Source organism: Streptomyces sp. DH12 (genome assembly GCF_020873895.1).
Lineage (GTDB): Bacteria > Actinomycetota > Actinomycetes > Streptomycetales > Streptomycetaceae > Streptomyces.
Window position 1 is genome coordinate 138,478 of the sequence record NZ_JAHWGT010000003.1, and the last position, 26,933, is coordinate 165,410.

Genomic DNA, 26,933 nt, shown 5'->3' on the forward strand with positions numbered 1-26,933 from the left:
CGATACCGCCTTCCGCCCCGCTCCGCCGGGCCCGCGCCGGAGGGCGCGGGCACCCCTCACCCTAGGGAAGCCGGGCGGGGGCGCCCAGCGAATAACGGACGGGCCGGGGTTTCGCCCGCCCTCCGGGCGGACGGCCCCGCCTGCCGGGCGGGGCCCAACCGGCGCCGCCGGCCCGCGTACCAGGCGGGGTCCGGCCGGCGCGCCGGTCCGCGTACTGCGCGGGGCTAGGCCCTGTCCGGAAAGTCCCGCCTGGGCCGCGACGTCCGGCACGCACGCTCGCCGCGTTGCCGGGGTGCCCGAGTGGCTCCGCCACGAGGGCACCCCGGCGCCTTGCGATCGCACGCACCGGACGCCGCGGCCCCTGCCCTCCGGGCAGACGGCGCTACTTTCCGGACAGGACCTAGCCGGCGCGCCGGTCCGCGTACTCGAAGACCGAGCCGTCCGGGTGGACCGCGATGAGGTTGCGGCCCACCGGCGTCGGGACGGGGCCCGCCAACACCCGCGCGCCGACCGCCGTCAGCGCCTCGTGCGCCGCGTCCACGTCGGAGACCGCGATCGTCGCCGACACCTTCCGCAGCACCTCCAGCTCCGGCTCCGGGCCGCTCATCAACAGGAAGCAGCCGACGGCGGCGACGCGGACACCGCCGCGCTCGAACCGCAGTGCCGGGCCGCCCGTGAGCCGCTCGTAGAACGCCACCGAGGCGTCCAGGTCGTCGACGCAGATGCGCAGTGTGGTGCCGAGGTTCTCCATACCGGACCAGGGTAGTCAGGAGGCGTCACGCCCGGCAGAGGATCTCGCCGTGCGGCACCGCGAACCACCCGTCCTCGCTCGCGCCCCACTCCCGCCACGCCCCCGCGGCCGCCGCCAGCCCCTCCGGCGTCGTGTGGCCGCCCTCCACCGCCTGCCGCGCGTACGCCGACTGCGTGGTGCGGTCCGCCCACAGCGCGCTCCACCACGCGCGTTCCTCCGGTGTGGCGAAGCACCACACGGCGGCGCTCGACGTGATGTCGGTGAAACCGGCCCGCCGCGCCCACGCCGACAGCCTGCGGCCGGCGTCCGGCTCACCGCCGTTGGACCGCGCCACCCGCCGGTACAGGTTCCGCCACTCCTCCAGCCCCGGCAGCTCGGGGTACCAGGCGAACGCCGCGTAGTCGCTGTCCCGGGCCGCGACGACGCCGCCCGGACGGCACACCCGCCGCATCTCGCGCAGCGCGGCCACCGGGTCGCCCACGTGCTGGAGCACCTGGTGGGCGTGGACGACGTCGAAGGAGCCGTCGGGGAAGTCCAGCGCGTGGACGTCGGCGACCGCGAACCGCACGTTGTCCCGGCCGCGCTCCTCGGCGACCGCCCGCGCCTGCGCCAGCACGCCCTCGGCCGCGTCCACCGCCGTCACGCGCCCCGGGGCGACCAGCGCGGCCAGGTCCGCGGTGATGGTGCCCGGACCGCACCCGACGTCCAGCACGTCGAGCCCCGGGCGCAGGGACCCCAGCAGGTACGCGGCCGAGTTGCCGGCCGTGCGCCACCGGTGCGACCGCAGCACCGACTCGTGGTGCCCATGTGTGTAGACGGCGTCCGCCATCGCCCTACTCCGCTCTCTCGGGACCGGGACAGGGCCGTCACGCTACGGCAACCAACCGCATCGCGAGACGGCTTTCCCAGCATGCGGACAAGGGTGGCGGGGCGTTATCCGCGGGGGCGCCCGGGTACCCGCCGCGCATGACGACGAAGACCCCGCGGTCCCGGAAGCCGGTACGGGCGACCACCGCGGCGCTGGGCGCTGCCCTGCTGACCGTGGCGGTCGCCAAGGCACGCCGCCGCGGCGCCCGCACGACAGACGGCCGCCCGCACCGCGCCGAGGACCCCGCGACCACCCCGCCCCAGGACGACTCCGCGCCCGGCCACCGGGCCGCCGGCGAACTGGACGACGTGCGCGTCGTCGCCCCCGGCACCCCGCCCTCGCCGGTGGTCCCGCCGCCGACCGCGACGCCGCCACTGCCCCATCCGCCGGCACAGCCGCCGGGAGCGCAGGAGCCACCCGCCGCACAGGAGTCGGCAGAGCCGCCCGCCGCACAGGAGCAGCAGGAGCAGCAGGAGCCGCCGGACCGGCCCGCCGACCCGACGCCGCCGGCACCGCCCGCCGACCCGGAGGCGCCCCACCACCGCGCCTGACCGCAACCACCCCACGGGAGGCCCAGTGACCACCGCGACGAGGCGCCGTCCGCGCGTCCTGATCGTCGGAGCCGGCTTCGCCGGCTACCAGACCGCACGCACACTGTCCCGCACCCTGCGCGGCCGCGCCGAGATCGTCCTGCTCAACCCGACCGACTACTTCCTCTACCTGCCGCTGCTGCCCCAGGTCGCCGCCGGCATCCTCGAACCGCGCCGTGTCACCGTGTCCCTGCCCGGCACCCTGCGGGGCGTCCGGCTCGTCCTCGGCTCGGCGGAGCGCATCGACCTCGACGCGCGCACCGTGCACTGCACCGACCCCGAGGGCAAGTCCGGCCGCATCGAGTACGACCGGCTCGTCCTCGCCGTCGGCAGCGTCAGCAAGCTCCTGCCCATCCCGGGCGTCGCCGAGCACGCCACCGGCTTCCGCGGCCTGCCCGAGGCGCTCTACCTGCGCGACCACGTCACCCGGCAGATCGAGCTCATGGCCGCCGGCGCCGACGACGCGGCGACGGCCGAGGCCCGCCGCACGTTCGTGGTGGTCGGCGCCGGCTACACCGGCACCGAGGTCGCCGCACACGGCAAGATGTTCACCGACGCCCTGGTGCGCAAGCACCCCCACTGGCCGCGCGACCACACACCCCGCTGGCTGCTCGTCGACGTCGCCGACCGCGTCCTGCCCGGCCTCGACGAGCGCCTCGCCGCCACCGCCGACCGGGTCCTGCGCGACCGCGGCGTCGACGTGCGCACCGGCACCTCCGTCAAGGAGTCCACCGCCGACGGCGTGCTGCTCGACGACGGCGAGTTCGTCCCGACGCGCTCGCTGATCTGGTGCGTCGGCGTCCGCCCCGACCCCTTCGTCTCCCAGGTCGGCGTCCCCCTCCAGCAGGGCCGGATCGTCGTCACCCCGGAGCTCAACGTCCCCGGCCACCCGGAGGTCTTCGCGTGCGGCGACGCCGCCGCCGTGCCCGACCTCGCCCGCCCCGGCGAGATCACCCCCATGACGGCGCAGCACGCGTCACGCCAGGGCAAGGCCGCCGCCCGGAACGTCGCCGCGTCCCTCGGCCTGGGCGCGCCCGTCGCGTACCGGCACGACGCGCTGGGCTTCGCCGTGGACCTCGGCGGGGTCAAGGCCGCGGCCAACCCCTTCGGCGTCCCCCTCTCCGGCCCGGTCGCCGGCGCCGTCACCCGCGGCTACCACCTGGCCGCCATGCCCGGCAACCGCGTCCGGGTGGCCGCCGACTGGCTGCTCGACGCCGCCCTGCCCCGGCAGGCCGTCCAACTCGGCCTGGTCCGTTCCTGGCAGGTCCCCCTCGACACCGACGCACCCGAGCTCGCCCACACCCGCGGCGCGCCCGGGAAGGAGTGAACGACGCATGCAGTACGAGGAACTCGCCGAGCTGGCGCAGCAGTTGCGCGTCGACGCGGTCCGCACCGCCGACGCGGCCGGCTCCGGCCACCCCACCTCCTCCATGTCCGCGGCCGATCTCGCGGCCGTCCTCCTCGCCCACCACCTGCGCTTCGACTTCGACCACCCCGAACACCCCGGCAACGACCGGTTCGTCCTCTCCAAGGGCCACGCCTCGCCCCTGCTGTACGCCATGTACCGGGCGGCCGGCGCCATCGACGACGAGGAGCTGCTCGGCTACCGCACGCTCGGCAGCCGCCTCGAAGGGCACCCCACCCCGCGGCTGCCCTGGGTGGACACCGCCACCGGCTCCCTCGGCCAGGGGCTGCCCGTGGCCGTCGGCATGGCCCTCGCCGGGAAGCGCCTGGACCGGCTCCCGTACCGGGTGTACGTCCTGTCCGGCGACAGCGAGATGGCGGAGGGCTCCGTCTGGGAGGCGGTCGAGCACGCCGCGTACAACCACCTCGACAACCTGACCCTCGTCGTCGACGTCAACCGGCTCGGCCAGCGCGGCCCGACCCGCCACGAGCACGACCTCGACGCGTACGCGCGGCGCCTGCACGCCTTCGGCTGGCACACCGTCGAGGTGGACGGCCACGACGTCCAGGCGGTCGACGCCGCCTTCGCCGAGGCCCGCTCCACCACCCGGCAGCCCACCGCCATCCTCGCCCGCACCCGCAAGGGCCGCGGCGTCGAAGCCGTCGAGGACCGCGAGGGCCTGCACGGCAAGCCCCTGCCGGACGCCGACGAGGCGATCGCCGAACTCGGCGGCGTACGCCGTGCCCGCGTCACCGTCCAGGCACCGCCCGACGGGAAGGTGACGACGGCCGTCGGCGACACCACGCCCGAACCGCCGCGCTACGACGCGGGCGACGAGGTCGCCACCCGCGACGCCTTCGGCAAGGCCCTCGCCGCGGTCGGCTCCGCGCGCGGCCGGGTCGTCGTCCTCGACGCGGAGGTGGGCGACTCGACCCGCGCCGAGGACTTCGCCAAGGAGCACCCGGAGCGGTACTTCGAGTGCTACATCGCCGAGCAGCAGCTCGTCGCCGGCGCCGTCGGCCTCGCCGCGCGCGGGTACGTCCCGTACGCCGCGACGTTCGCCGCGTTCCTCACCCGCGCCCACGACTTCATCCGCATGGCCGCCGTCAGCCGCGCCGGGATCAACCTCGTCGGCTCGCACGCCGGCGTCGCCATCGGCCCCGACGGTCCGTCCCAGATGGGCCTGGAGGACCTCGCGATGCTCCGGTCCGTCCACGGCAGCACCGTCCTCTACCCGTGCGACGCCAACCAGACGGCCCGGCTCACCACCGCCATGGCCGACCTGGACGGCATTCGCTACCTGCGGACCAGCCGCAGCGCCACACCCGTCATCTACGGGCCCGACGAGGAGTTCCCCGTCGGCGGCAGCAAGGTGCTGCGCCGCCACGACGACGACAAGGTGACCATCGTCGCCGCGGGCGTCACCGTCCACGAGGCGCTGAAGGCGGCCGACCGGCTCGCGGAGAGCGGCATCCGGGCGCGCGTCATCGACCTGTACTCGGTCAAGCCGGTGGACGCCGACACCCTGAACGAGGCCGCCGGTCAGACGGGTTGCATCCTCACGGTGGAGGACCACCACCCGGAGGGCGGCATCGGCGACGCCGTGGCCGAGGTGTTCGCCGACGGCCGGCCCGTGCCGCGCCTCGCCCGCCTCGCCGTGCGGAACATGCCCGGCTCGGCGACGCCGGAGGAGCAGCTGCACGCGGCGGGCATCGACGCCGACTCCATCGCCGCGGCCGTGACGCTGCTGGTGGAGCGGGTCGTGGCGCACTGACCGCCACGACCCCCGGGCCGGTGGCGGCCACCACCGGCCCGGGGGACGTACGACGGCGCCCGCCGACCCCGTGGGGGGCCGGCGGGCGCCGTCGTACGTCTTGCCGCGGTCACCTGGCCGCGGCGTCGGTCTCCTGCTCGTCGTACGGCCACCGCAGCAGCGCCCCGAGTCCGCCGACCGGCACCCGGTCCTCGACCTCCGGCCTGACGCGCAGCACCTCCGCCCCCGTCGCCAGGGCCGACCGCAGCAACGCGTCGTCCGCCCGGGCCGGCAGCGGCTCCGTGTCGCCCAGGTACTGGGTCTCCGTGCGCCGCACCGCCACCTGGTCCGGCTCGGCCCCCACCCACACCTGGCGGTGCGCGTCGGGCCCGTCCGGGCGGATCAGCAGCTCGGCGATCCGGTGCTCGCGGGCCGCCTCGACCAGTGCGGGCACCCCCTCGCAGGCCGCCGCGCCCGCCGGGCTCGCGCCCTCCGGCGCCCGCGCCGCCCGGAACCGGTCCAGCTCCTGCTCCGCGGTACGCCGCAGGAACGCCTCCTTCGCGGCCCGCACGTCCTCGTCGAGCCGCTCCCGGGACGCGCCCGCGGCCCGGCCGCCGTGTTCGCTCTCCACCACGTCCGCCTTCAGGCCGACGGGCAGCCGCTCGTGGACGGAGCGCCGCTCGCGCGGATCACCGGCGAGCACCACGAGGTCCGCGCCCAGGTCCTCGGCCGTGTCGGCGACCGCGTCGGCGATCTTGGCGGCGTTCTCCTCCCAGGTGTTCTCCACGCTGAGTTGGAAGTGCCGCTCGGACCAGGCGCCGCTCGCCGTGCGGTGCACGGGCCAGTCCCGGCCCTCCACCTGCCCGGCGGGCACCGCCCCGACGGGGCTGCGCAGCTCCAGGTCGGCGCCGACGCGGTCGATGTAGGCGACCAGGCACACCGGGTCCCCGGCGGCCAGGTCGATCAGGGGGCCCAGACGCGGCAGCGCCGACCAGGACGCCTGGGTGGGCGCGAGCGGGCGGGCGGCCAGCGGCAGGTCGAGGACGACCTCCCCGCGCGCGGCGAACACCGCGCGCCCGACCTCGCCCGACGGGCGTGGCCAACGGCTCAGCGCCTCGTGCAGGGCGCGCTCGGTCGCCTCGTCGCACCCCTGCGCGGAGAGCTCCTCGCAGGCGTTGCGCGCCGTGAGCTCCTGCCGCCACTCGGCGGACTCGTCCCTCCACGACGTGTCGAGGTACACGCTCGCCCACGGTCCGGGGCGGTCGTAGAGGCTGGTCAGAAAGGCGAGTTGCATGGCTCCCTCCCGGAAGGCCGGTTCGTCGGTCCGCGACGGGTACCCGTGGGGCCGGGCGGCACACGGCCGCCCTCCCGTCGCGCGGAACCGCGCCCGCGCCCAGAGTGGGACCCACACACGCGGAGGTGGTCCATGTCCGGCAGCCCGCTCCTCGACCGGCACGCGGAGGCGCTCGCCCTCTTCTCGTCACGCGTCCACGCGGTCCGCGAGGACCAGTGGGACGCGCCCACGCCCTGCTCCGAGTGGACCGTACGGGACCTCGTCGGGCACCTGGCCGGCGAACAGCTCTGGGTCGTCGACCTGGTGCGCGACGGCCGGACCGTCGCCGAGGTCGGCGACAGGTACGACGGGGACGTCCTCGGCGAGGACCCCGTCGCCACCTGGGACCGCGCCGCTGCGGGCGCCCTCGACGCCTTCCGCGAGGAGGGCGCCCTCGACCGGACGGTCAGCCTGTCCTCCGGCGACACGCCGGCCACCGCCTACTGCTCGCAGATGACGGCGGACGCCGTGGTCCACGCGTGGGACCTGTCGCGGGCGATCGGCGCGGACGAGCGCCTGCCGCGGCGGCTGGTCGACTTCGCCCTCCAGGAGTTCACGCCCTACGCCGACTCGCTGCCGTCCACCGGCCTCTTCGACGGGCCGCTCGACGCCCCGGCGGAGGCCGACGCCCAGACGAGGCTCCTCGCCATGCTGGGCCGCCGCGCGTAGGGGGTGTCTCGTGTGCGCGTACGCACGCGCCTGCCGGGACACGATCGGTCCCGGCAGGCGCGCGCGTGTGCGGGGTCGGGTGGGCCGTCAGGCGGCCCGGCTGCCCTGCCCCGCCTTGTGGAACTCGGCGGTGAAGGCGGTGCAGAACGCCTTCAGGTCGTCGGGCTTGCGGCTGGTGACGAGCGTGCTGCCAGAGCCGTCACCCGAGACGACGACCTCCTCGTCCACCCACTCGCCGCCGGCGTTGCGGATGTCGGTGCGCAGGCTCGGCCAGGAGGTCAGCCTCCGGCCGCGCACGACGTCGGCCTCCACCAGCGTCCACGGGGCGTGGCAGATCGCCGCGACCGGCTTGCCCGCGTCGAAGAAGCCCCGGACGAACGCGACGGCCCCCTCGTCCATCCGCAGGGCGTCCGGGTTGGCCACGCCGCCGGGCAGGACCAGCGCGTCGTAGTCGTCCACCGACACCTCCTCCACGGTCCGGTCGACGGGGAAGGTGTCGGCCTTGTCCAGATGGTCGAACATCTGGACGTGCCCGGACGCGGTCGAGACCAGCTCGGGCGTGTCGCCGGCGTCGGCGACCGCCTGCCACGGCTCGGTCAGTTCCACCTGCTCGACGCCCTCGGGCGCCACCAGAAACGCGATGCGCACGTTCTCAGGTCCTTTCGTCCATCGCTGTGTCGTTCTCGTTGTCGGGTGCGGCCCTGCTGATGTCGGCCAGGACCGAGCGGGGTTCCTCCGCGACGGCCAGGTCGCCGAGGCTGACCACGCCCACGGGGCGTCCGGCCTCCACGACCGGCAGCCGCCGCACGGCGTGCCGCCGCATCAGGCCCACGGCCGTCGCCACGTCGTCGTCGGGCCCGACGACGACCGGGTCCGGGGTGCACACGGTCCGGGCGCTCACCGTCGACGGGTCGGCGCCCTCGGCGACCGCCCTGACGGTGATGTCCCGGTCGGTCAGCACGCCGACGACCAGGTCCCCGTCGGCGACGAGCACGTCGCCGACGTCCTGGGCCCGCATCAGCTGGGCGGCCTCGACGAGTGAGGCGTCGGGGCGGACGGCGGCCACTCCCGCGGTCATGACCTCGCGGACGAGCCGCGCCGTACCGTCCGGCGCCGCCGCCGTACCGCCCGTCGGGCCTGTCATCGGTCGTGCAGGGCCACCGCGACGTCCTGCACGCTGCGGTAGGTCCGGTCGCCGGGCAGCTCCTCCACGCGCTCCGTCAGCGGGTCGGGGGCGTGCCGCTCGCGCATGACGCGCAGCAGGTCCCCCCGGTGGGCCGGGAACGGCGTACGGGCGAGGTGCCGGGCCAGTTCGAGGCGCAGCGCCTCGAAGGCGTCGGACGGGCCGCGACCGGTGGCCAGCTCCGGGTCGTCGTCGGCCACCGGCTCGGGGTCGTGCCACTCCTCCGTGCGGGTGGGGTGGCCGGACCGGAGCAGCCCCTGGAGCTCGTGTTTCATCGCGTCGTCCTGCCGCCGGCTGAGCCGATCGCTGCCTCGCTGCATGAGTCCTCCACGGTGCCGCGTGTGTCGGTCGCCGGGCGGGTACCCGGCGCGGCCGCCGCAAACCACCACTTCACGGGCGATCCGGCGGCCCGGGGGAAGCGCGCCACCCGGCCCGCCGCCCGGCCCCGGTCGGGGGTCCCGGGCGGGGGTCCCCGGCCGGCCCGCTGGTTTGGCGGGGGGCGTCGCGGGGACTCGCCGACGCGGCCGGGTGGCTGAGCGGCCGGACGGCCGAGGGGTGAAGGGCGGGGAGCGGACCGGGACGCGCGGACGGCGGTCCGCCCGGGCCGCTCCCCGCGTCCGCGCCGGACGGCAGGACACCGCCCGCGGAGGAAGGACGATGCGATGGACGTCACGACCGCACTGCTGGCCCTGTCGCTGCCGCCCGCCCTGCTCGGCGTGGTCCTCGCCATGGCCCACTACGAGGACCGCATGCTGCCGGCGCCCCCCGAAGAGCCCGACGACGCCGCGGTGGGGGCGTCGGTCCCGGCCGAGCCGCTCGCCCCCGCGCCGGCCGTCGAGCCGACCGCCGTGGCGGCGCCCCTCGCCGCCGAGCAGCCCGACGCCGCCTGACGCGGCCCGACGCACCGCTTCGCCCCGCTGCCCCGGCGGCCCGCCCTGGTACCGGCGCGGCCGGCCCGGCCGCGCCGGTACGTCCACTCCCCGCCGGGCCCCGGGCCCCCCGCTGCTCGCCCACGCGCACCGCCCCGCACCCGCGTCGCTCACCCGGACAGCCGAACCTCCGCCACCCCGCGAACGTCCCCGGATGCACCCGCCAACTCCCCGCCACACCCGTCCCGACCTGCGGGAACGCCACCGCTCCCGCGCCGCGGCGGCGGGCCGGGGCCGGGGCCGGACGGCCGGGGCGCGTGTCCCTCGGGAAGCCGAACGGCGCAATCGGACGGACAGTGGGATCAAGGCGTTTGCCATCAAGGCCCCCGGGCAGGCGCATTTCGTGCTTCGGACCGGAGGCACGTCCGTGGGAGCGGATCGCCGCTCCGGGCGTGTCCGCGCCCGGTTCCGGCGGCGGCGCTTCCCGGGGTGACAGCCAACCATCAGCGCCGCTCAGGGAGCTGAACACGATCATGCCTACCCTCGCTCACTCCAAGCACCCGCACGACGACGCGCCCGACACCGCCGAGGCGTTCCGGCGTCTGGCGTCACTGCCGCCCGGAGAGGAACGGGACCGCCTGCGCCAGGACATCGTCAGCGCGTGGCTGCCCATGGCCGACCGGCTGGCCGGCCGGTTCCGCAACCGCGGCGAGGCGCTGGAGGACCTCAAGCAAGTCGCCGCCCTCGGCCTGGTCAAGGCCGTCGACCGGTACGACCCGGCGCGCGGCGCGGCCTTCGAGAGCTTCGCCGTGCCCACCATCACCGGAGAGATAAAGAGGCACTTCCGCGACCACATGTGGACCCTGCACGTGCCGCGCCGGGTGCAGGACCTGCGGGGCCGCGTCCGCACCGCCTACCAGGAACTCTCGCACTCCGTCGGCGGCCGCGCCCCGACGGTCGCGGAGATAGCCGAGAAGGCGGGGATGACGGAGGAGGAGGCCGTCGCCGGCCTCGAAGCCCTCGACAGCTTCACCGCCCTGTCGCTCGACGCCGAACTGCCCGGCACGGAGGACGGCTACACCCTCGTCGACGCGCTGGGCGGGCCCGACCCGGCCCTCGACGTGGTCGTCGACCGGGAGGCCGTCAAGCCGAAACTGCGCACCCTCCCGGAGCGGGAGCAGAAGATCCTGTACATGCGGTTCTTCCGCGACATGACGCAGAGCAGCATCGCCGAGGACCTCGGCATCTCCCAGATGCACGTGAGCCGGCTCATCAGCCGCTGCTGCTCGCGGCTGCGCGAGGACATCATGCGGGACGCCGCGTAACCGCCGGTGTCACCCCGGGCGGCACATCGCGAGCCCCACATGCCGGGCGGCCACGTCGGCCGCCCGCGCCTCCGCCATCGAGAAGGCCCGCCGCGCGTCGACGCGCAGCAGGGTCAGCACGCCGAGGACCCTCGGCGCCCGCGTCCCGTCCACCGGGCCGCCGCCGTCGAGGACCGGCAGGCACAGCAGCGAGCCGGCCCCGGCGCGCGCCAGGACGGCCGTGCCGGCGGCGTCCGTGCCGAGGACGAGCGGGTCCTCGGGGCGTACCTGGAGGGACGCCGACGCGCTCCGGGCGACCTCGGCGACGAGGGGGCAGCGGGCCGGGTCCTGGGCGGCCAGCTCGCCCGCGAGGGACGCCTCGCCGGCCGGGCCCAGCGCCGCCACCCGGCGCGGCCGCGCCCGCCCCGCGGCCGAGCCGCCCGCCGCGCGCGCCGCCCCCCGCGGCGTCGGGTCGCCTTCGGGTGTGAGGTCGGCGAGCACCCAGTCGGCGAACCGGCCGCGCAGTACCCGCGCCGCCGCCTCCAGCGCGCCCGGGGCGTCCCCCGGAGGGCGGCTCAGCAGCGCGGTGGCGACCGCGTCGACCACGTCCAGGGCGGCGGCCCCGGCGGTGGCCCCTGCCAGGTCGCCGGCCCGGCCCGGGACGGGGGCGGCCCCCACGGGGCCCGCCTCGCCGCCCTCGGCCGGCACGGCCCCGCCCCGTGCCGTCTCACCCGGTAGCGCGGCCCCCGCCGCTTCAGCCGCCCCCGCCGCCGCTACCGCCGAGTCCGGCGCCTCCCCGGTGCCGGCGCCCGGCTGGAACACCGCAAGCACCGCCGGCCCCGGCTCGTCGGGCAGCGGCAGCTCCGCCAGCGTCACCCGTACGGACTCCTCCGTACGCGGCGGCAGCCGCACGGACAGGCTCCGCCCGCCCTCGCCGCGCGCCACCGCCGCCACCTGCGAGCGGAAGGCCGCCCGGTCGCCCGGCGCGAGCAGCGCCGCCAGCGGCCGGCCCGTGGCGTACCCGGCCGGGACCCCGGTCAGCGAGGTCGCCGCCTGGTTCATCCGCCGCACGGCGGTGTCCCCGTCGACCAGGACGACCGGCAGCGGGAGCCGCTGGAAGACCGCCTTCAGCAGCCGGACCTCCTGCCGCTCCGCCGACCTGCCCGCCGGGGCGCCGGCCGCGAGCCGCTCGTACCGCGGCCACAGGGTCTCCGCCGCGTGCTGGAGCTCGAACAGGGCCGCGTCCAGGGCTCCCCGCCGCTCCTCGGAGGGGAGCGCGCGGGCGGCACGCAGCTCGCCCACCCGCCGGACGAAGTCCGCCAGGTCCCGGCCGAAGGCGTCGCTCCCGCTCATCCGCCGGCCCTCCCGCCGCACCGCCCCGCGCCCCGCGCCCCACCCGCGCCCCGCGCCCCCGCCCCGTCGCCGTACCGCGCTCCCGGCCCCCGCCGCCGTCGTCCGTCGCAGTGCCGCGCCGCGCACACCCGCGCGCGCTCCCGGGTCGCCCGCACCGTCGTCCGCATGTAGGCACGGTAACCGGGTGTACGCCGCACACGCCCGGCCGTTTCGTGCGGCTCGCGGCGGGAAACCGCACGTCGAGAGGAGCCACCCCCCGATGCCGATCCACCACGAGGACGACGGACCGGTCCCGGTGTCCGCCGCGCGCCGGCTCCGGTCGCTCGCCGAGGAGTGCGTCCGCTCCGTACCCGCCTGCTGCGGCGCCGCCGCGACCCTCGGCGGCGAGGCAGGGGAACCCGAGCCCGGCCCGGAGGCGGGGCCGGGGCCGACGTTGGGGCAGGGACAGGGGCGCCGGCCGGGCCGGGAGCGGCGCCACGGGCCCGAGGCGGACGAGCGCCGCACGGCGGCCACCCATCCGGACCTGGCCGCCCTGGTGGCCGTCCAGTTCGCCGCGGGCGAGGGGCCCGTACGGGCGGCCCTCGACGGCGGCCTGCCCGTCGAGGTGCACGACCTCCTCCACGACACCAGGTGGCCCGCCCACCGGGCCGCCGCGCTCCGCGCCGGGCTGCGCACGAGCGTGACCCTGCCCTTCCGCCGTCCGGGCGGCGAGGTCACCCTCACGCTGTACGGGTTCCACCCCGGGTCCCTCGCCGGCGCGGCCCACGGCCCCGCCGCCGCCCTCGGCGAGGCGGCCGCGGCCGCGCTCGCCCGCGACGACCTCCACCGCGCCGCACTCGCCGAGATCGGCCACCTGGAGGCGGCCCTGCGGTCCCGGCCGGTCATCGACCAGGCGGTCGGCGTCGTCGTGCACGCCCTCGGCTGCGGCCCCGAGGAGGCCCACGCCGTGCTGCGCCGCGTCTCGCAGCTCACCAACCGCAAGCTGGCCGACGTCGCGGCAGCCGTCGTCCGTGCCCGAGGCCGCGGCGTGGAGAAGGAGCTGGCCCGCCTGGCCGCCCGCTCCCCGACCACCCGCTCCCGAACGGCGAACCCCCGGGAATCTCCGTATAAAGGCAGTGCACAGAGGAACCGGAGCGAAGCGTGACGAAACGGCACGAGAGGTCCCGGGAGGTCGAGGCGATGCACAGCTCCGCCCCCCAGGGGCACGGCCAGGTGCGCCACGCCCCTCCCGCCCCCGACACCGGCCTGCCCGTCCTCCCGGAACTCGCCGGCCTCCTCGCCGCCGCGGCCGGCCGCACCGACGCCGAACCCCCCGGCGGCGGCCCGGTGCTGCGGGAGGCCGCCTGCGGCTACTGGTCCCGACGCGGCCTGGACTGCCACCCCGAGGACCTCGCCGCCGCCCCCGGCGCCGGCCCGCTCCTCACGGCGCTGCTCGCCGCGCACGGCGGGGACGTCCTGATGCCGCGCCCCTGCCCGCTCGGCTGGACCCCGCAGGCCCGGCTCCTCGGCCGGCCCGCCTACCACGTGCCCACGCCCGCCGAGTGCGGCGGCGTCCCCGACCCGTACGCCCTCCTGGAGACCGTCCGCCGGGTGCGGGCCGAGGGCGGCCGGCCGGCCGTGCTGCTGCTGTCGGTCGCCGACGACCCCACCGGCACCGTCGCGCCCCCCGAACTGGTCCGCGAGGCGTGCGAGGCGGCCGTCGCCGAAGGGCTGCACATCGTCAGCGACGAGACGTGGCGCGACACCGTCCACCACCCCCGCGACACGGTGTTCGTCAGCCCCGCCGAGATGTGCCCCGGCGAGGTCACCGTCGTGTGCGACCTGGCCGGCTCGGTCGCTCCCGCCGCCTGGCCCGCGGCCGTCGCCCGCTTTCCCACCGGGCCCCGCGCCGCCCCCCACCGCGCCCGTGTCCTCGACGTGCTCACCGCGCTCGGCGCCGACCTGCCCGGCCCCCTGGCGACCGCCCTCGCCCACGCCCTCGACGAACCGCAGACCCTCACCGCGCGGACCGCCGCCGCGACCGCGCTGCACGCGCGCGTCGCCGCCGCGGCCCACCGGGTGGTGCTCGCCGCCGGCGCCCTGGCCCTCCCACCCGAGGCCGGCCGCCACCTCTACGCCGACCTCGGCCCCCTGCGCGGCCACCTCGCCGAGCGGGGCGCCACCGACTCCATCGAGCTGGAGGAGCACCTGACCGCGCGCCTGGGCACACCCGTCCCCGGTGGCCACCGCTTCGGCGACGAACTCGGCGCGCTGCGCGTACGCCTTGCCACCACCCCGCTGCTCGGCCGCACCCCCGCCGAGCGGTCGGAGGCCCTCGCCGCGGCGGACCCCCTGGACCTGCCCCACGTGACGGAGGCGCTGCGCGCGCTGTCGGCCGCACTCGGCGGCGACGCGGCGCGCACGGACCGCGCCGACACCGGTGAAGGAGCCCGCACATGACGGACCCGACCCACGCGGACCCCGCCACCGAGCCCCGCCCCGGCCCGCCACCGGCCCCCCGGCCGGCCCCCAGGCCCCTCGGGGAGGCACGCCGCTGGCCGCGCTCCTTCGCGGACCGCCTCACCGCGCCGCTGCCCGGCGTCCGCGCCTTCGCCCGGCTGGCCCGCGAGGGCGCGGCCGCGGTGCGCCCCGGCGCCGACGGGCTGCGCGACGTCCCGAAGCTGCCGTTCGCCCCCGGCCCGCTGCCGCCCGCCGACCCGGACACGCTCGCCGTCACCTGGGCCGGGCACGCCAGTTGGATCCTGCGCGTCGGCGGACTGACCGTCCTCACCGACCCCGTCTGGTCCCGGCGCATCCTCGGCACCCCCGCGCGCGTCACGCCCGTCGGCGTCCGCTGGGAGGACGTGCCCCCGGTCGACGCCGTCGTCATCAGCCACAACCACTACGACCACCTCGACGCGCCGACGCTCCGCCGGCTCCCGCGCGACACCCCCGTCTTCGCCCCCGCCGGACTCGGCCGCTGGTTCCGCCACCGCCGCTTCTCCACCGTCACCGAGCTCGACTGGTGGGAGGGGGCCGAACTCCACGGCGTCCGCTTCGACTTCGTACCGGCCCACCACTGGTCCAAGCGGCGCCTCACCGACACCTGCCGCACGCTGTGGGGCGGCTGGGTCCTCAGTGACGGGCGCGGGCGGAGCGTGTACTTCGCCGGCGACACCGGGTACGGCCACTGGTTCCGCCGGATCGCCGAGCACCATCCCGCAATCGACCTGGCGCTGCTGCCCATCGGCGCCTACGCGCCGCGCTGGTGGCTCGGCGACGTCCACACCGACCCCGAGGAGGCCGTCCGCGCCTTCCGGGACCTGGGCGCCCGGGTGATGGCCCCCATGCACTGGGCGACGTTCGTGCTGTCCTCCGAGCCGGTCCTGGAGCCACTGACCCGGCTCCTGGCGGCGTGGGACGCGGCCGGCCTGCCCCGCGAACGCCTCTGGGACCTGGCCGTCGGCGAGTCCCGCGTCCTGTGACCGTCCCGCCCGGCGTCACCGCCCGCCTCCGCCCCGACATCCCCGCCCCGACGCCGCGCCCGGGCACCCCCGCCCGGGCCGCGACGCCCCGTGGCCGTCAGCCCGCCGGCTCCCGCCGCCCCCGGCCGCCCCGCGCCCGGCGCCACAGCGGCGGCACCGCGCTCACCAGCAGCGTCAGCCCGACCACGGCCGCCACCCCCTGCCACGGGTACGGGAAGAGCGAGCCCCCCGCCACGCCCACCAGCTGGTACGCCACCGCCCAGGCCAGCACCGCCGGCACGTCCGCCCGCACGAACCGGCCCAACGGCATCCGCGCCACCAGGCACGCCACCATCACCGGGATCCGCCCCGCCGGCACCAGCCGCGACAGCACCAGCACCGGGACCCGGTGCTGCCGCAGCCGCTCCTGAGCCCGCTCCAGGCGGTCCGGCGCCGCCCGGGCCCGCAGGGAGGCCAGCCACCGCGAGCCGTTGCGCGACCCGGCGCCGCGCCCGCCCAGCCAGTACAGCGCCGCGTCCCCGGTGAGTGCCCCGGCCGACGCCACCAGGAACACCCACAGCAGGGCGGTCGGCGCCGTCTGGTGGTACGCCACGACCGCCACCGAACCGACGATCGCCCCCGTGGGCAGCACCGGCACCAGCGCCCCCAGCGCCACCAGCAGGAAGAGCGCCGGGTACCCGACGGCCCGCTGCGTGTGCTCGGCGGGCAGCTGCCCGACCAGGTCCGCGATCACCGGACCGCCCCGGGCCGCACCCGCTCCCCGTGCCGGGGCACGTGCACCTCCACCCCCGGCGCCAGCCGCGCCGCGAGCCGGGCGAACTCAGCGCCCGGGGCGTGGAACTCGTGCGGCCGCACCGCGCCCATCCCGATCGGCCAGAACGTGCCGTAGTGCACCGGCAGAGCGGCGCGCGGCGCCAGCGCGGCGAGGGCCTGAGCCGCGCGCCGCGCGTCGAGGTGGCCGTGGCCCAGGTACGGGCCCCAGCCGCCCACCGGCAGCAGCGCGAGGTCCACCGCGCCGACCGCCTCCGCCATCCCGTCGAACAGGCCCGTGTCACCGGCGAAGTACGTCCGCGCCGCCCCCCGGACCACGTACCCGAGCGCGGGCGAGCGGTGCGGCCCCACCGGCAGCCGCCGCCCGTCGTGGGCGGCCGGCACGGCCCGCACCACCACGGGGCCGACCTTCACCTCGTCGCCCGCGCCGACCTCCGTGACGCGCAGCCCGCGCAGCCGCCGCAGCCCCGGCACCGACCGGGCCGCACCGCGCGGCACCACCAGCCGGGTGCCCGGCGCCAACCGGGCCAGCGACGGCAGGTGCAGGTGGTCGGCGTGCAGGTGCGACACGAGCGCCACGTCGGCCCGGGCCGCCTCGGCCGGCGGCGGAGCACCGCGGCGCCGCCGCAGATGGGCGACGCGGCGCACGAACAGCGGGTCGGTCAGGACCCGCACACCGGAGTCCTCGACCGTGCAGGTGGCGTGACCCCACCAGGTGACCTCCATGCCTACGAGACTAGGGGCTGCCCCGCCGGACAGGACGGCGCCCGGACGGGACGGCGCCCGGACGGGACGGCGCCCGGACGGGACGGCGCCCGGACAGGACGGCGCCCGGACGGGACGGCGCCCGGAGAGACCGAAGCCGGACGGACCGCCGGCGGACGGACCGAGGTCCGGGCGCTCCGACTCCCGGCGGCGCGGCTCGGCGGGCGGTCCGGCGCTCGGCGGCGGTCCGGGCTCCGGCGGTCCGTGCCTCCGGCGGTCCGGGCTCCGGCGGTCCGCCGGCCGTCCCGACGCGCGCCCGTCCCGCCGCGGCACCGTGTGCCACGCTGGAGCGGGAGGGCACGGGCGAAAGGCGGAGGTCGTGGGCGTCGGGCGGTGGAGGGCGGCGGGCGCGGCCCTGCTGCGGGTGGTCGTCGTGTGGGCCGTGTCGACGCTCACCCTCCTCGCCCTCGCCGGGGCCCTGCCCGACGTCCAGCTCCAGTCCGACGACGGCGACAGCATCACCCGCACGGCCGTCACGGCGGCCTGGGCCGCCGGTGCCTTCGGCCTGCTCGGCGCGCTGGTGTGGCCGCTGGTCGTCCGGGCGCTGCTGCTCGTCCCGGCGCTCGTCCTCGGCGTGCTGGTGTTCGCCCTGAACGGCTCGCTGCTGCTGGTCGTCCTGTGGCTGATCCCCGACGGGCGGGGCGAGGCCGACCCGCAGAACGCCGTCGTCGTGGCCGCCGTCATGTCCGCCGTCGCCTCGGCGACCTCCACCGCGCTCGCCGTCCGCGACGACGACGCCTACCGGCGCCGCCTGTACCGCCTGGCCGGGCGGCGCCGCACCGCCGCCGCGCCGGGCCCCGGCAGCCCGCCCGGCACGGTCTTCCTGCAACTGGACGGCGTGGGGCACCGGGTCCTGCGGGAGGCCGTCGACGCCGGCCTCATGCCCACGGTCGCCGCCTGGGCGGCCACCACGCACCGGCTCACCCCGTGGCGCACCGACTGGTCCAGCCAGACCGGCGCCAGCCAGCTCGCCCTGCTGCACGGCACCAACCACGACGTGCCCGCGTTCCGCTGGTACGAGAAGGACACCGGCCGGCTCATGGTGAGCAACCGCCCCTCCAGCGCCGTCGAGCTCCAGCGCCGCGCCGCCGAGCGCACCGGCGACCCGGGGCTCCTCGCCGAGGACGGGGCGAGCCGGGGGAACCTCTTCGGCGGCGGCGCCGACCAGCTCGCCCTGGTGCTGTCGGTCTCCGCCCGCCGCGGCCCCGGCACCCGCTCGCGCGCCGGGTACTTCGCGTACTTCCGCGACCCAGCCAACGCCACCCGCACCGCGATCTCCTTCGTCGCCGAGGTCTGCCGCGAGCTGGTCCAGTCGCTGCGCGCCAGGCTCCGCGGCGACCTCCCGCGCGTGCCGCGCGGCGGCCTGTACCCGTTCGTGCGGGCCTTCGCCACGGTCGTGGAGCGGGACGTCGTCCTCGCCGCCGTCATGGGCGACGTCCTCGCGGGCCGCACGGCCGTCTACGCCGACCTCGTCGCGTACGACGAGGTCGCCCACCACTCCGGGCCCCGGGGCGGGGACGCCGCGCAGGTCCTCAGGCGCCTCGACCGCTGCGTCGCGGCGATCGCCGACGCCGCCCAGCACGCCCCCCGCCCGTACCGGATCGTGCTCCTCTCCGACCACGGGCAGAGCTTCGGCGAGACCTTCGAGAGCGCCTACGGCCTCACCCTGCGCGACCTCGTCCGGGCCGGCTGCGGCCTGCCGGTCTCGCGCCGCGCCCGGCACAGCGCGAGCGGAGCCGAGGCCCGCAACGCGCTGCGCAGCGCGCTGCACCGGCCGGTGGAGGGGGAGCGGCGCGACGAACGCCCGGCGAGCGGCGCCGGTCCCGTGGTGCTCGCCTCGGGGAACCTGGGGTTGGTGTACTTCCCCGACGTGCCGCACCGGATGACGCGCGAGGAGATCGACGCCCGCCACCCCGGGCTGCTGCGGACGCTCGCCGGGCACCCCGGCGTCGGCTTCCTGCTGGTCCGCACCGAGCGGCACGGGTCGGTCGTGCTCGGCCGGGACGGGTTCGAGGCGCCGGTCCGCGACCTCACCGACGACCGCGGCCCGCTCGCCGTGTTCGGCCCGGGCACCGCCGACGCGATCCGGCGCACGGACACCTTCCCGCACGTCGCCGACATCATGGTCAACTCGATGTACGACCCGCGCACGGACCGGGTGCACGCCTTCGAGGACCAGATCGGCTCCCACGGCGGTCTCGGCGGCGGCCAGTCGGACGCCTTCCTGCTGTGGCCGCGCGACTTCTCACCGCCGACCCCCGACGGTTCGCCGCCGGTCGGCGCGGAGGCCGTGCACCGGGTGCTGCGGCGCTGGCTGGCGGAGAGCCGCGGCCCGCAGGTGCCGATCGGCCATGTGCAGGAATCGCCGTCGGAGCCGCTGGTGGGCGAAGCATTTCCGGTGCCCGACCGGCTCGCGCCGGACAAAGAGGGGTGATTTGGAGCGCTGTTTCGCCGTACGTGAGCATGTTCGACGTTTGTACGGAGAAAGGCGCACCACCCCTCATGACCACGGTCAGCACCCCGGACGCCGGGCAGGACGCAGCGGACGCCGGGCAGGACGCAGCGGACGCCGGGCAGGACACCCCCGCGCAGAGGGTCCCCGCACCGGCGACCGCCCCCGGGCGGGGCACCGCGACCGGGCCGGCCACCCCGGGGGCCGCGTCTCCCGGCGACGGCGGCCCGCACGCGCGGCGCTTCGGACTCCCCGTCGCCACCGCCCTGGTCATGGGCAACATCATCGGCGGCGGCATCTTCCTGCTCCCCGCGTCCGTCGCCCCCTACGGCACCATCAGCCTCGTCGCGTTCGCCGTCCTCACGGCCGGCGCCATCGCCCTCGCGCTGGTCTTCGGACGGCTCGCCGAGCGCCACCCGCGCACCGGAGGCCCGTACGTCTACGCCCGCGAGGCGTTCGGCGACTTCGCCGGCTTCCTCTCGGCCTGGTCGTACTGGATCACCACCTGGGTCTCCAACGCCGCCCTCGCCGTGGCCGCGGTCGGCTACCTCGACGTGCTGCTGCCGCTGCACGGCTCCGTGGCCGCGACCCTCACCGCCGCCCTCCTCGTCCAGTGGCTGCCCGCCCTGGCCAACCTCGCCGGCACCCGGTACGTCGGCGCCGTGCAGCTGGTCGCCACCGTGCTGAAGTTCCTGCCGCTGCTCCTCGTGGCGGTGGGCGGGCTCTTCTTCTTCGACGCCGACAACCTCGGCCCCTTCCAGGCGGGCGGCTCCGGGGCGCTCGGCGCCGTGTCGGCCTCGGCCGCGATCCTGCTCTTCAGCTACCTCGGCGTCGAGTCCGCCGCCGTCAGCGCGGGCGAGGTGCGCGACCCGCGCCGCAACGTCGGCCGCGCCACGATCCTCGGCACCCTGGGCGCCGCCGCCCTCTACCTGCTGGGCACGGTCGCGGTCTTCGGCACCGTCGCCCACGACCGGCTCGTCGACTCCTCCGCGCCCTTCTCCGACGCCGTCGACGCCATGTTCGGCGGCACCTGGGGCGGTACGGCCGTCGCGTGCATGGCCCTCGTGTCGATGGTCGGCGCGCTGAACGGCTGGACGCTGCTGAGCGCCCAGACCCCGTACGCGGCGGCCCGGGACGGGCTGTTCCCGCAGGTCTTCGCGCGCCGCAAGCGGGGCGTGCCGACCGCGGGAGTCCTCGTCACGGTCGTCCTCGCCTCCCTGCTGACCGTCTACAACCACACGGTCGGCTCCGAGGGCGTCTTCGAGACCCTCGTCCTCGTCACCACCTTCACCGCGACGGTGCCCTACCTGCTGTCGACCGCCGCGCAGATCCACTTCCTGCTCTCCGGCAGGCGCGAGCGGGTCCACACCCCCCGCCTCGTCCGCGACGGCGTGCTCGCCGCCCTCGCGTTCGGCTTCTCCCTGTGGCTGGTCGCCGGAGCCGGGTACGCGGCGGTCTACCAGGGCGTGCTGTTCCTCTTCGCGGGCGTGCTCGTGTACGCGTGGCTGTCCGCCCGCCGGGACCGCGCCGCGACCTGACCCGGGACCGCGCCCCCTCCTGCCCCGGGACGCCGCCGCCACCCGCGCCGGCCCGCGCCGCGGCCGTCACCGGCCGTCACCGCAACGGCGCAATGCCCTGCTCCGGCCGGGTGGTCCCCGCCCGCCGAGGGCGTGCCGGGCGGCGCGCACGGGCAAAGGATCGGGTCCAGGAGGTCCCGCCATGTCCCGCACCAGCCCCTCGGCCGCCGCCCGCGCGTCGGCACTCGCGGTGCTGCTGCTCCTGGTCACCCTCTTCGGTGCCTTCGTCGGCGCCGCGTCCGGCTCCGCCGCCGAGCCCCGGCCCGCCGCCTCGGCGCAGCCGGAACCGGCCGGCGAAGGGGCCTGCGCCCCGGCCGAGACGGACCTGACCCCGCCGTCCCGCGCGCCGCGGGGCAAGGGCCGTACGTCCACCGGCCCCGCCCGGCCGGCTCCGGCCGACCGCTCGGTGCCGGCCGGCCCGCCGCCGCAGGGCGTCCCCGCGGCGGCGCCGCTCCCCGACCCGGCGGTACGCACCGTGCGCTGCGTGGTGCTGCGCCGCTGACCGTGCCGGGCCCCCGGTGTCGGGGCCCCTCCGCGACGTCAGCAGCCGACCGCACGAGGAGCGCAGCCATGCCCATCGACCCGTTCGCCGCCCTGACCGCCCTGGTACGGGCGGAAGCGTCCCGCAGCCGCCCGGCGGAGGCGGACAAGGACCGCCGTCCCGCCCCCGAACCCCCGGCCGGCCCCACCACCGCCAGGACCCCGGAACCCGGGACGACCCCCCGGGACCCCATGCGAGGCCCCGTGGCCTAGGCCCTGTCCCACCGCGGGGAGGCCACCGGCCGGGCGTCGTCCGCCGCCCGGCCGTCCGCCGGCGCCATCGTGGCCGCCGACTCCGCCAGCGCGTCCAGCACCGGGCGGATCAGCGGGTGGTCCTCGGCGCCCCGGCGCACCGCCGCGAAGACCCGGCGGAACGCGGCGGGGCCCGTCACGGGCCGTACCACCACGTCCTTCAGCTCGATGCCGCGCAGCGCCGAGCGCGGCACGAGAGCCACCCCGGCGCCCGCCCCGACGAGCGCCGTCACGGCGCGGAAGTCGTCCGAGACGTGCACGATCCTCGGCTGGAAACCGGCCAGCTCACAGGCGAAGAGGACCATGTCCTGGCAGGGGTTGCCGGGGGACTGGCCGATCCAGTCGCTGTCGGCCAGCGCGGCGAGCGCCACCTCCGGCTCCGGCACCAGCGGGTGCCCGGCGCGGAGCACCGCGTCGAACGGCTCCGCGTACAGCGAGACCCGAGCCAGCCGCCGGTCGTCCTCGCGGGGGGCGCCCCGGTACTCCACCGCCAGCGCCACGTCGGCCCCGCCGTCCAGCACCAGCGGCAGCGACTCGTCACCCTCGGCGTCCCGCACCCGCACCCGGATCCCGGGGTGCCGCCGGGCCAGCCGCCCGATCGCCGGGGCCAGCACCTCGGCGATGCCGGTGGCGAACGCGGCGACCGCCACCTCGCCCGCGGTGCCGTCCGCGTACGCCGCGAGCTCGGCCTCGGCCCGCTCCAGCTGCGCCAGCACCTCGTTCGCGTGCTCCAGCAGGATCTCCCCGGCCGGGGTGAGCCGCACGCCCCGGCCGCTGCGGGTCAGCAGGGTGTGCCCGGTCTCCTGCTCCAGCGCGGCCAGCTGCTGGGACACGGCGGACGGCGTCAGGTACAGCGCTGCGGCCGCGGCGGTCACCGTACGGTGGTCCGCCGCGGCCCGCAGGATGCGCAGCCGGCGGGGGTCGATCACCCTGCCATTGTCACCCGCCGGCGGTGGCCGGCGTCACGCGTCCAGCACGGCCCGGGCGTCCACGAACGCCGCCACGGCGCGCTCCACGTCCGCCGTCGAGTGGGCCGCCGACAGCTGCACCCGGATCCGGGCCTGGCCCATCGGCACGACCGGGTACGAGAAGCCGATCACGTACACGCCCCGCTCCAGCAGCAGCTCCGCCAGGCGGCCCGCCCGTGCCGCGTCGCCGATCATCACGGGCGCGATGGCGTGGTCGCCGGGCAGGATCTCGAAGCCCTCCTCCGCCATGCGCGTGCGGAACAGCTTCGTGTTGGCGGTGAGCCGCTCGCGCAGGTCGCCCGCCGACTCCAGCAGGTCGAGGACCTTCAGCGACGCGGCGGCGATCACCGGCGCGAGCGAGTTCGAGAAGAGGTACGGGCGGGAGCGCTGGCGCAGCAGCTCCACGATCTCGGCGCGCGCCGCGACGTAGCCGCCGGACGCGCCGCCCAGCGCCTTGCCGAGGGTGCCGGTGACGATGTCGACGCGGTCCATGACCCCGTGCAGCTCGGGGGTGCCGCGGCCGCCCGCGCCGACGAAGCCGACGGCGTGGGAGTCGTCGACCATGACCATCGCGTCGTACCGGTCGGCCAGGTCGCAGATCTCCTTGAGCGGGGCGACGTAGCCGTCCATGGAGAACACGCCGTCGGTGACGATCAGCCGGCGCCGGGCGTCCGCCGCCTCCTTCAGCCGCGCCTCCAGCTCGCCCAGGTCGCGGTTGGCGTACCGGTACCGCCGGGCCTTCGACAGGCGGATGCCGTCGATGATCGACGCGTGGTTGAGAGCGTCGGAGATCACCGCGTCCTCGGGGCCGAGCAGGGTCTCGAAGACGCCGCCGTTCGCGTCGAAGCAGGACGAGTAGAGGATCGTGTCCTCCTGCCCGAGGAACGCCGACAGCCGGCCCTCCAGCTCCTTGTGGATCTCCTGCGTGCCGCAGATGAAGCGGACGGACGCCATGCCGTAGCCCCAGCGGTCCAGGGCCTCCTTGGCCGCCGCGACGACCTCGGGGTGGTCGGCGAGCCCGAGGTAGTTGTTGGCGCAGAAGTTCAGCACCTCGCCGGCCGCGCCGCCCGCCGTGACGGCGACGGACGCCGACTGCGGCGTGCCGATGACCCGCTCGGGCTTGTACAGCCCGGCGTCGCGGATCTCGTCGAGGCTGGCGCGGAGGTCGTCACGGACGGACGCGAACATGAAGGGTGCTCCTAGGGATGCGGGGCGGGCGATGAGGTGCGGGGCGGTGCGGGGCGGCGGGAGCCGCGGGTGGCGTCAGGCCGTCCAGTCGAGGATGATCTTGCCGCTGCGCGCGGTCGCGGCCTCGTCGAACGCGGCGTCGAAGTCCTTGGCCGCGTACCGGCCGGTGACCACGGGACTCAGATCGAGACCGCCCTCCAGGAGCACTGTCATCGCGTACCAGGTCTCGTACATCTCCCGGCCGTAGATGCCCTTGATGGTGATCATCGAGGTGACGATCTTCGACCAGTCGACCGGGAACTCGTCGGCGGGCAGGCCGAGCATCGCGATCCGGCCGCCGTGCGTCATGTTCGCGACCATGTCGCGCATCGCCTCGGGCCGCCCGGACATCTCCAGCCCGACGTCGAAGCCCTCGCGGAGCCCCAACTGCCGCTGCGCGTCGGCGATGCCGCTGTCGGCGACGTTCACCGCGAGCGTCGCTCCGACCTTGCGGGCCAGCTCCAGGCGCGGCTCGCTCACGTCGGTGATGACGACGTTGCGGGCGCCGGCGTGCCGGGCGACGGCCGCCGCCATGATGCCGATCGGACCGGCGCCCGTGATCAGCACGTCCTCGCCGACGAGCGGGAAGGACAGCGCCGTGTGCACGGCGTTGCCGAACGGGTCGAAGATCGCGGCGATGTCCAGGTCCACCTTCGTGCGGTGCACCCAGACGTTCGACTCGGGCAGCGCGACGTACTCGGCGAACGCGCCGTCCCGGCCCACGCCCAGGCCGACCGTGGCCCGGCACAGGTGCCGGCGACCCGCCAGGCAGTTGCGGCACCTGCCGCACACCAGGTGGCCCTCGCCGCTGACCAGGTCGCCGACCGCGACGTCCCGGACGTCGGAGCCGACCGCGGCGACCTCGCCGACGAACTCGTGCCCGAGGACCAGCGGCGCCGACACGGCCTGGCGCGCCCAGTTGTCCCACGAGCGGATGTGGAGGTCGGTCCCGCAGATGCCGGTGCGCAGCACCCTGATGAGCACGTCACCGGGGCCCGTCTCGGGCTCGGGGACGTCCATCAGCCACAGGCCGGGCTCGGCCTTCTGCTTGACAAGGGCCTTCATCGCGGCGACTCCAGGCGGGGAGAGTGGTCAACGCGACCAATGTGCCGAGAGCGGCCCGCCGCGTCCATCGAGGTTTTCTTAAGCGGCCCCACAGCGCAGCTTCACGCGCCGCGCCGACCGGGTGAAGCACGCCCCTGCACAACCCCGCCGGCCCCCGCCGCCCCGCCACCGTTCCGGACGTGGCCCCGGCATTACCTCGGACGTAATCGACCCGCGCGCCCCCGCCCGGCAGGCTTCTGCACACCGGGGCCCGCCCCGGGCCCCCGGGGCGCACTACCCGGGGTGCTCGGCGGCGGGCCGCGGCCCCCTACCACCGCCCCTTTCCCGCACCACCTCGACGGAGGGTGACCCGCCATGTCCCACGCCCTGCTCACCGGTCTTTCCCGCACCACCGAGCCGCGGACCGCGCTGCGCCGCTTCCTCGCCCTCGACGCCGTCGTCACCGGGGCGAACGGCCTCGCCTACGTCGCGGCCTCCGGGCCGCTCGGCCGGCTGCTCGGCGTCGAGCCGGCGCTCCTGCTCGGCCTGGGCGCGTTCCTCACCGCCTTCGCCGCCGGCGTCGGCGCGCTCGCCGCCCGGCCGCGGCCCTCCGCGACCGCCGTGAAGGCGGTCGTCGACGCCAACGCCGGGTGGGCCGTGCTCAGCGTCGTCGCGCTCGCGGCCTGGCTGGAGCCGACCACCGCGGGCACCGTGTGGATCCCGGCGCAGGCCGCCACCGTCGCCGCCTTCGCCGCCCTGCAGTGGTCCGCCCTGCGCGCCACCGCCGGTGCCGCGGCCCGCTGAACCCCGCCCCGGGCCCCGGGCCGCGGCCCGGGGGTGCGGGGCAGGCCGCACACGGGTCCGGTCCGGTCAGTGCGGCAGGGAGCGCAGGAAGTCGGCGGTCGCCGCGTCGGCCGGGACGAAGGTCTCGATGGCGAGCTCGGCCACCGTCACGTCCATCGGCGTGTTGAACGTCGAGATCGACGACACGAACGACAGCACCCGCCCCCGGACCTCGATCCGCAGCGGCAGCGCGAAGTACGCGTACGGCCCGGGCCGCTCTCCGTCCTCCCCACCGCCCCCGTCCGCCCCGGCGGCCTCCGGCACCGGGTACGCGGCGACCTCCTCGTACAGCGCGCGCAGCCGCGCGGAGCGGTCCAGGGCGATCTGCCGCTCCATCTGCGCCAGCAGGTGGCCGCGCCACTCCGGCAGGTTGCGGATGCGCGGCGCGAGCCCCTCCGGGTGGAGGGTGACCCGCATGGCGTTCGGCGGCGGGCCCAGCAGGTGGTCGGGCACCCCCTCCAGCAGCAGCCCGGCGCCCCGGTTCGCCGCCAGCACCGCGTACGAGCCGTCCACGACGATCGCCGGGTACGGGTCGTACCCGGCGAGCAGCCGCTCGACGCCCTCGCGCAGCGGGCCCAGCTCGGGGCCGTCGAGCGCCGACTCCGTGTACCGGGGCGCGTAACCGGCCGCCAGCAGCAGCGTGTTGCGCTCGCGGACGGGCACGTCCAGGTGCTCCGCCAGCCGCAGCACCATCTCCTCGCTCGGCCGGGACCGGCCCGTCTCGACGAACGACACGTGCCGCGCCGACGAGTTCGCCCGCAGCGCCAACTCCAACTGGCTCAGCCGGCGCCGCTCCCGCCACTCCCGCAGCAGAGCCCCCACGCCCGTGACCGTCGCGACCGTCGTCATACCGCAGACGGTAGCCGAGACCGCCGTGTTGACCACCGGCGGCGGCGCCCGGGACCGTAGGGTCGGCACCGCCGCCACCCCGCCGGCGCCGAACCGGAAGGAG

Annotated in this window: 27 protein-coding genes; 14 read left to right on the forward strand and 13 right to left on the reverse strand. The window is 77.0% G+C overall.

Going from position 1 to position 26,933, the window contains the following annotated elements; genetic code table 11:
• Nucleotides 1-400: 400 nt before the first annotated feature.
• Nucleotides 401-751: a VOC family protein gene (locus LPA54_RS03805; RefSeq protein ID WP_228973686.1), complete on the reverse strand. Its 351-nt coding sequence runs from the start codon at nucleotides 749-751 to the stop codon at nucleotides 401-403.
• Between the two features lie 25 nt (nucleotides 752-776).
• Nucleotides 777-1,580 (reverse strand): methyltransferase domain-containing protein, encoded by an 804-nt coding sequence (locus LPA54_RS03810; protein WP_228973688.1) that lies wholly within the window; start codon nucleotides 1,578-1,580, stop codon nucleotides 777-779.
• 137 nt (nucleotides 1,581-1,717) lie between these two features.
• On the opposite strand from LPA54_RS03810, the gene LPA54_RS03815 reads away from it, so the two are divergent.
• The 3 genes from LPA54_RS03815 to LPA54_RS03825 are packed head-to-tail and all read left to right on the forward strand — an operon-like array spanning nucleotide 1,718 to nucleotide 5,388.
• Nucleotides 1,718-2,170, forward strand: coding sequence for a hypothetical protein (locus LPA54_RS03815; RefSeq protein ID WP_228973690.1), 453 nt, complete (start codon nucleotides 1,718-1,720; stop codon nucleotides 2,168-2,170).
• A gap of 25 nt (nucleotides 2,171-2,195) precedes the next feature.
• Nucleotides 2,196-3,536 (forward strand): NAD(P)/FAD-dependent oxidoreductase, encoded by a 1,341-nt coding sequence (locus LPA54_RS03820; RefSeq protein ID WP_228973692.1) that lies wholly within the window; start codon nucleotides 2,196-2,198, stop codon nucleotides 3,534-3,536.
• Nucleotides 3,537-3,543: 7 nt separating this feature from the next.
• On the forward strand, nucleotides 3,544-5,388 hold the full coding sequence (locus tag LPA54_RS03825) for a transketolase (RefSeq protein WP_228973693.1): 1,845 nt from the start codon (nucleotides 3,544-3,546) through the stop codon (nucleotides 5,386-5,388).
• 109 nt (nucleotides 5,389-5,497) lie between these two features.
• Here the strand turns inward: LPA54_RS03825 and LPA54_RS03830 are convergent, their stop codons facing one another.
• Entirely contained in the window at nucleotides 5,498-6,661 is a 1,164-nt protein-coding gene (locus tag LPA54_RS03830) for a Vms1/Ankzf1 family peptidyl-tRNA hydrolase (protein ID WP_228973694.1), read from the reverse strand.
• A gap of 132 nt (nucleotides 6,662-6,793) precedes the next feature.
• On the opposite strand from LPA54_RS03830, the gene LPA54_RS03835 reads away from it, so the two are divergent.
• On the forward strand, nucleotides 6,794-7,369 hold the full coding sequence (locus LPA54_RS03835) for a TIGR03086 family metal-binding protein (protein WP_228973695.1): 576 nt from the start codon (nucleotides 6,794-6,796) through the stop codon (nucleotides 7,367-7,369).
• Between the two features lie 87 nt (nucleotides 7,370-7,456).
• Here LPA54_RS03835 and LPA54_RS03840 read toward each other — a convergent pair whose 3' ends face one another.
• From LPA54_RS03840 to LPA54_RS03850, 3 genes are read right to left on the reverse strand one after another with little or no spacing between them, the layout of a single operon-like run.
• Nucleotides 7,457-8,017 carry a type 1 glutamine amidotransferase domain-containing protein gene (locus tag LPA54_RS03840; RefSeq protein WP_228973698.1) on the reverse strand — a complete coding sequence of 187 codons (561 nt, stop codon included), beginning with the start codon at nucleotides 8,015-8,017 and terminating at the stop codon, nucleotides 7,457-7,459.
• 4 nt (nucleotides 8,018-8,021) lie between these two features.
• Nucleotides 8,022-8,513 (reverse strand): CBS domain-containing protein, encoded by a 492-nt coding sequence (locus LPA54_RS03845; protein WP_228973700.1) that lies wholly within the window; start codon nucleotides 8,511-8,513, stop codon nucleotides 8,022-8,024.
• Nucleotides 8,510-8,827, reverse strand: a complete 318-nt coding sequence (locus LPA54_RS03850; protein ID WP_306806453.1) for a DUF2795 domain-containing protein — start codon at nucleotides 8,825-8,827, stop codon at nucleotides 8,510-8,512. Before LPA54_RS03850 ends, LPA54_RS03845 begins: the two co-directional genes overlap by 4 nt.
• A gap of 387 nt (nucleotides 8,828-9,214) precedes the next feature.
• On the opposite strand from LPA54_RS03850, the gene LPA54_RS03855 reads away from it, so the two are divergent.
• Together LPA54_RS03855 and LPA54_RS03860 are read left to right on the forward strand one after the other, a co-directional pair.
• Complete coding sequence (locus LPA54_RS03855) at nucleotides 9,215-9,442, forward strand: hypothetical protein (protein WP_228973702.1); 228 nt, start codon at nucleotides 9,215-9,217, stop codon at nucleotides 9,440-9,442.
• A gap of 512 nt (nucleotides 9,443-9,954) precedes the next feature.
• The gene (locus LPA54_RS03860; protein WP_228973703.1) at nucleotides 9,955-10,746 is read left to right on the forward strand and encodes an RNA polymerase sigma factor SigF; all 792 of its coding nucleotides are present in this window, start codon (nucleotides 9,955-9,957) and stop codon (nucleotides 10,744-10,746) included.
• A gap of 9 nt (nucleotides 10,747-10,755) precedes the next feature.
• On the opposite strand, the gene LPA54_RS03865 is transcribed toward LPA54_RS03860, so the two are convergent.
• Nucleotides 10,756-12,078, reverse strand: a complete 1,323-nt coding sequence (locus LPA54_RS03865; protein WP_228973706.1) for a PAS domain-containing protein — start codon at nucleotides 12,076-12,078, stop codon at nucleotides 10,756-10,758.
• Nucleotides 12,079-12,337: 259 nt separating this feature from the next.
• Here LPA54_RS03865 and LPA54_RS03870 point away from each other — a divergent pair, with 259 nt between their 5' ends.
• From LPA54_RS03870 to LPA54_RS03880, 3 genes are read left to right on the forward strand one after another with little or no spacing between them, the layout of a single operon-like run.
• A complete protein-coding gene (locus tag LPA54_RS03870) occupies nucleotides 12,338-13,222 on the forward strand; it encodes an ANTAR domain-containing protein (protein WP_228973709.1) in 885 nt (294 codons plus the stop codon).
• Nucleotides 13,223-13,257: 35 nt separating this feature from the next.
• Nucleotides 13,258-14,517 (forward strand): aminotransferase class I/II-fold pyridoxal phosphate-dependent enzyme, encoded by a 1,260-nt coding sequence (locus LPA54_RS03875; RefSeq protein WP_228973939.1) that lies wholly within the window; start codon nucleotides 13,258-13,260, stop codon nucleotides 14,515-14,517.
• Nucleotides 14,514-15,542 carry an MBL fold metallo-hydrolase gene (locus LPA54_RS03880; protein WP_228973710.1) on the forward strand — a complete coding sequence of 343 codons (1,029 nt, stop codon included), beginning with the start codon at nucleotides 14,514-14,516 and terminating at the stop codon, nucleotides 15,540-15,542. Before LPA54_RS03875 ends, LPA54_RS03880 begins: the two co-directional genes overlap by 4 nt.
• 97 nt (nucleotides 15,543-15,639) lie before the next feature.
• Here the strand turns inward: LPA54_RS03880 and LPA54_RS03885 are convergent, their stop codons facing one another.
• Complete coding sequence (locus LPA54_RS03885; RefSeq protein WP_228973712.1) at nucleotides 15,640-16,275, reverse strand: DedA family protein; 636 nt, start codon at nucleotides 16,273-16,275, stop codon at nucleotides 15,640-15,642.
• Nucleotides 16,272-17,039 carry an MBL fold metallo-hydrolase gene (locus LPA54_RS03890; protein WP_228973714.1) on the reverse strand — a complete coding sequence of 256 codons (768 nt, stop codon included), beginning with the start codon at nucleotides 17,037-17,039 and terminating at the stop codon, nucleotides 16,272-16,274. Before LPA54_RS03890 ends, LPA54_RS03885 begins: the two co-directional genes overlap by 4 nt.
• Before the next feature lie 358 nt (nucleotides 17,040-17,397).
• Here LPA54_RS03890 and LPA54_RS03895 point away from each other — a divergent pair, with 358 nt between their 5' ends.
• The 4 genes from LPA54_RS03895 to LPA54_RS03910 all read left to right on the forward strand — a co-directional run bounded on the left by LPA54_RS03895 (nucleotide 17,398) and on the right by LPA54_RS03910 (nucleotide 21,860).
• Entirely contained in the window at nucleotides 17,398-19,512 is a 2,115-nt protein-coding gene (locus tag LPA54_RS03895; protein ID WP_228973715.1) for a phage holin family protein, read from the forward strand.
• Between the two features lie 68 nt (nucleotides 19,513-19,580).
• Nucleotides 19,581-21,068: an amino acid permease gene (locus LPA54_RS03900; RefSeq protein ID WP_228973717.1), complete on the forward strand. Its 1,488-nt coding sequence runs from the start codon at nucleotides 19,581-19,583 to the stop codon at nucleotides 21,066-21,068.
• Between the two features lie 181 nt (nucleotides 21,069-21,249).
• The gene (locus LPA54_RS03905; RefSeq protein ID WP_228973953.1) at nucleotides 21,250-21,609 is read left to right on the forward strand and encodes a hypothetical protein; all 360 of its coding nucleotides are present in this window, start codon (nucleotides 21,250-21,252) and stop codon (nucleotides 21,607-21,609) included.
• A 68-nt stretch (nucleotides 21,610-21,677) separates the two neighbouring features.
• Entirely contained in the window at nucleotides 21,678-21,860 is a 183-nt protein-coding gene (locus LPA54_RS03910) for a hypothetical protein (RefSeq protein WP_228973718.1), read from the forward strand.
• On the opposite strand, the gene LPA54_RS03915 is transcribed toward LPA54_RS03910, so the two are convergent.
• The 3 genes from LPA54_RS03915 to tdh all read right to left on the reverse strand — a co-directional run bounded on the left by LPA54_RS03915 (nucleotide 21,857) and on the right by tdh (nucleotide 25,159).
• A complete protein-coding gene (locus LPA54_RS03915) occupies nucleotides 21,857-22,828 on the reverse strand; it encodes a LysR family transcriptional regulator (protein WP_228973720.1) in 972 nt (323 codons plus the stop codon). The two genes, LPA54_RS03910 and LPA54_RS03915, sit on opposite strands and share 4 nt — an antisense overlap.
• Before the next feature lie 33 nt (nucleotides 22,829-22,861).
• Nucleotides 22,862-24,055, reverse strand: coding sequence for a glycine C-acetyltransferase (locus tag LPA54_RS03920; RefSeq protein WP_228973722.1), 1,194 nt, complete (start codon nucleotides 24,053-24,055; stop codon nucleotides 22,862-22,864).
• A 75-nt stretch (nucleotides 24,056-24,130) separates the two neighbouring features.
• The gene (gene tdh / locus LPA54_RS03925; RefSeq protein WP_228973724.1) at nucleotides 24,131-25,159 is read right to left on the reverse strand and encodes an L-threonine 3-dehydrogenase; all 1,029 of its coding nucleotides are present in this window, start codon (nucleotides 25,157-25,159) and stop codon (nucleotides 24,131-24,133) included.
• A 354-nt stretch (nucleotides 25,160-25,513) separates the two neighbouring features.
• Here tdh and LPA54_RS03930 point away from each other — a divergent pair, with 354 nt between their 5' ends.
• Complete coding sequence (locus LPA54_RS03930) at nucleotides 25,514-25,942, forward strand: hypothetical protein (RefSeq protein ID WP_228973726.1); 429 nt, start codon at nucleotides 25,514-25,516, stop codon at nucleotides 25,940-25,942.
• Nucleotides 25,943-26,008: 66 nt separating this feature from the next.
• Here the strand turns inward: LPA54_RS03930 and LPA54_RS03935 are convergent, their stop codons facing one another.
• Nucleotides 26,009-26,830: a helix-turn-helix domain-containing protein gene (locus LPA54_RS03935; protein ID WP_228973727.1), complete on the reverse strand. Its 822-nt coding sequence runs from the start codon at nucleotides 26,828-26,830 to the stop codon at nucleotides 26,009-26,011.
• Nucleotides 26,831-26,933 lie beyond the last annotated feature (103 nt).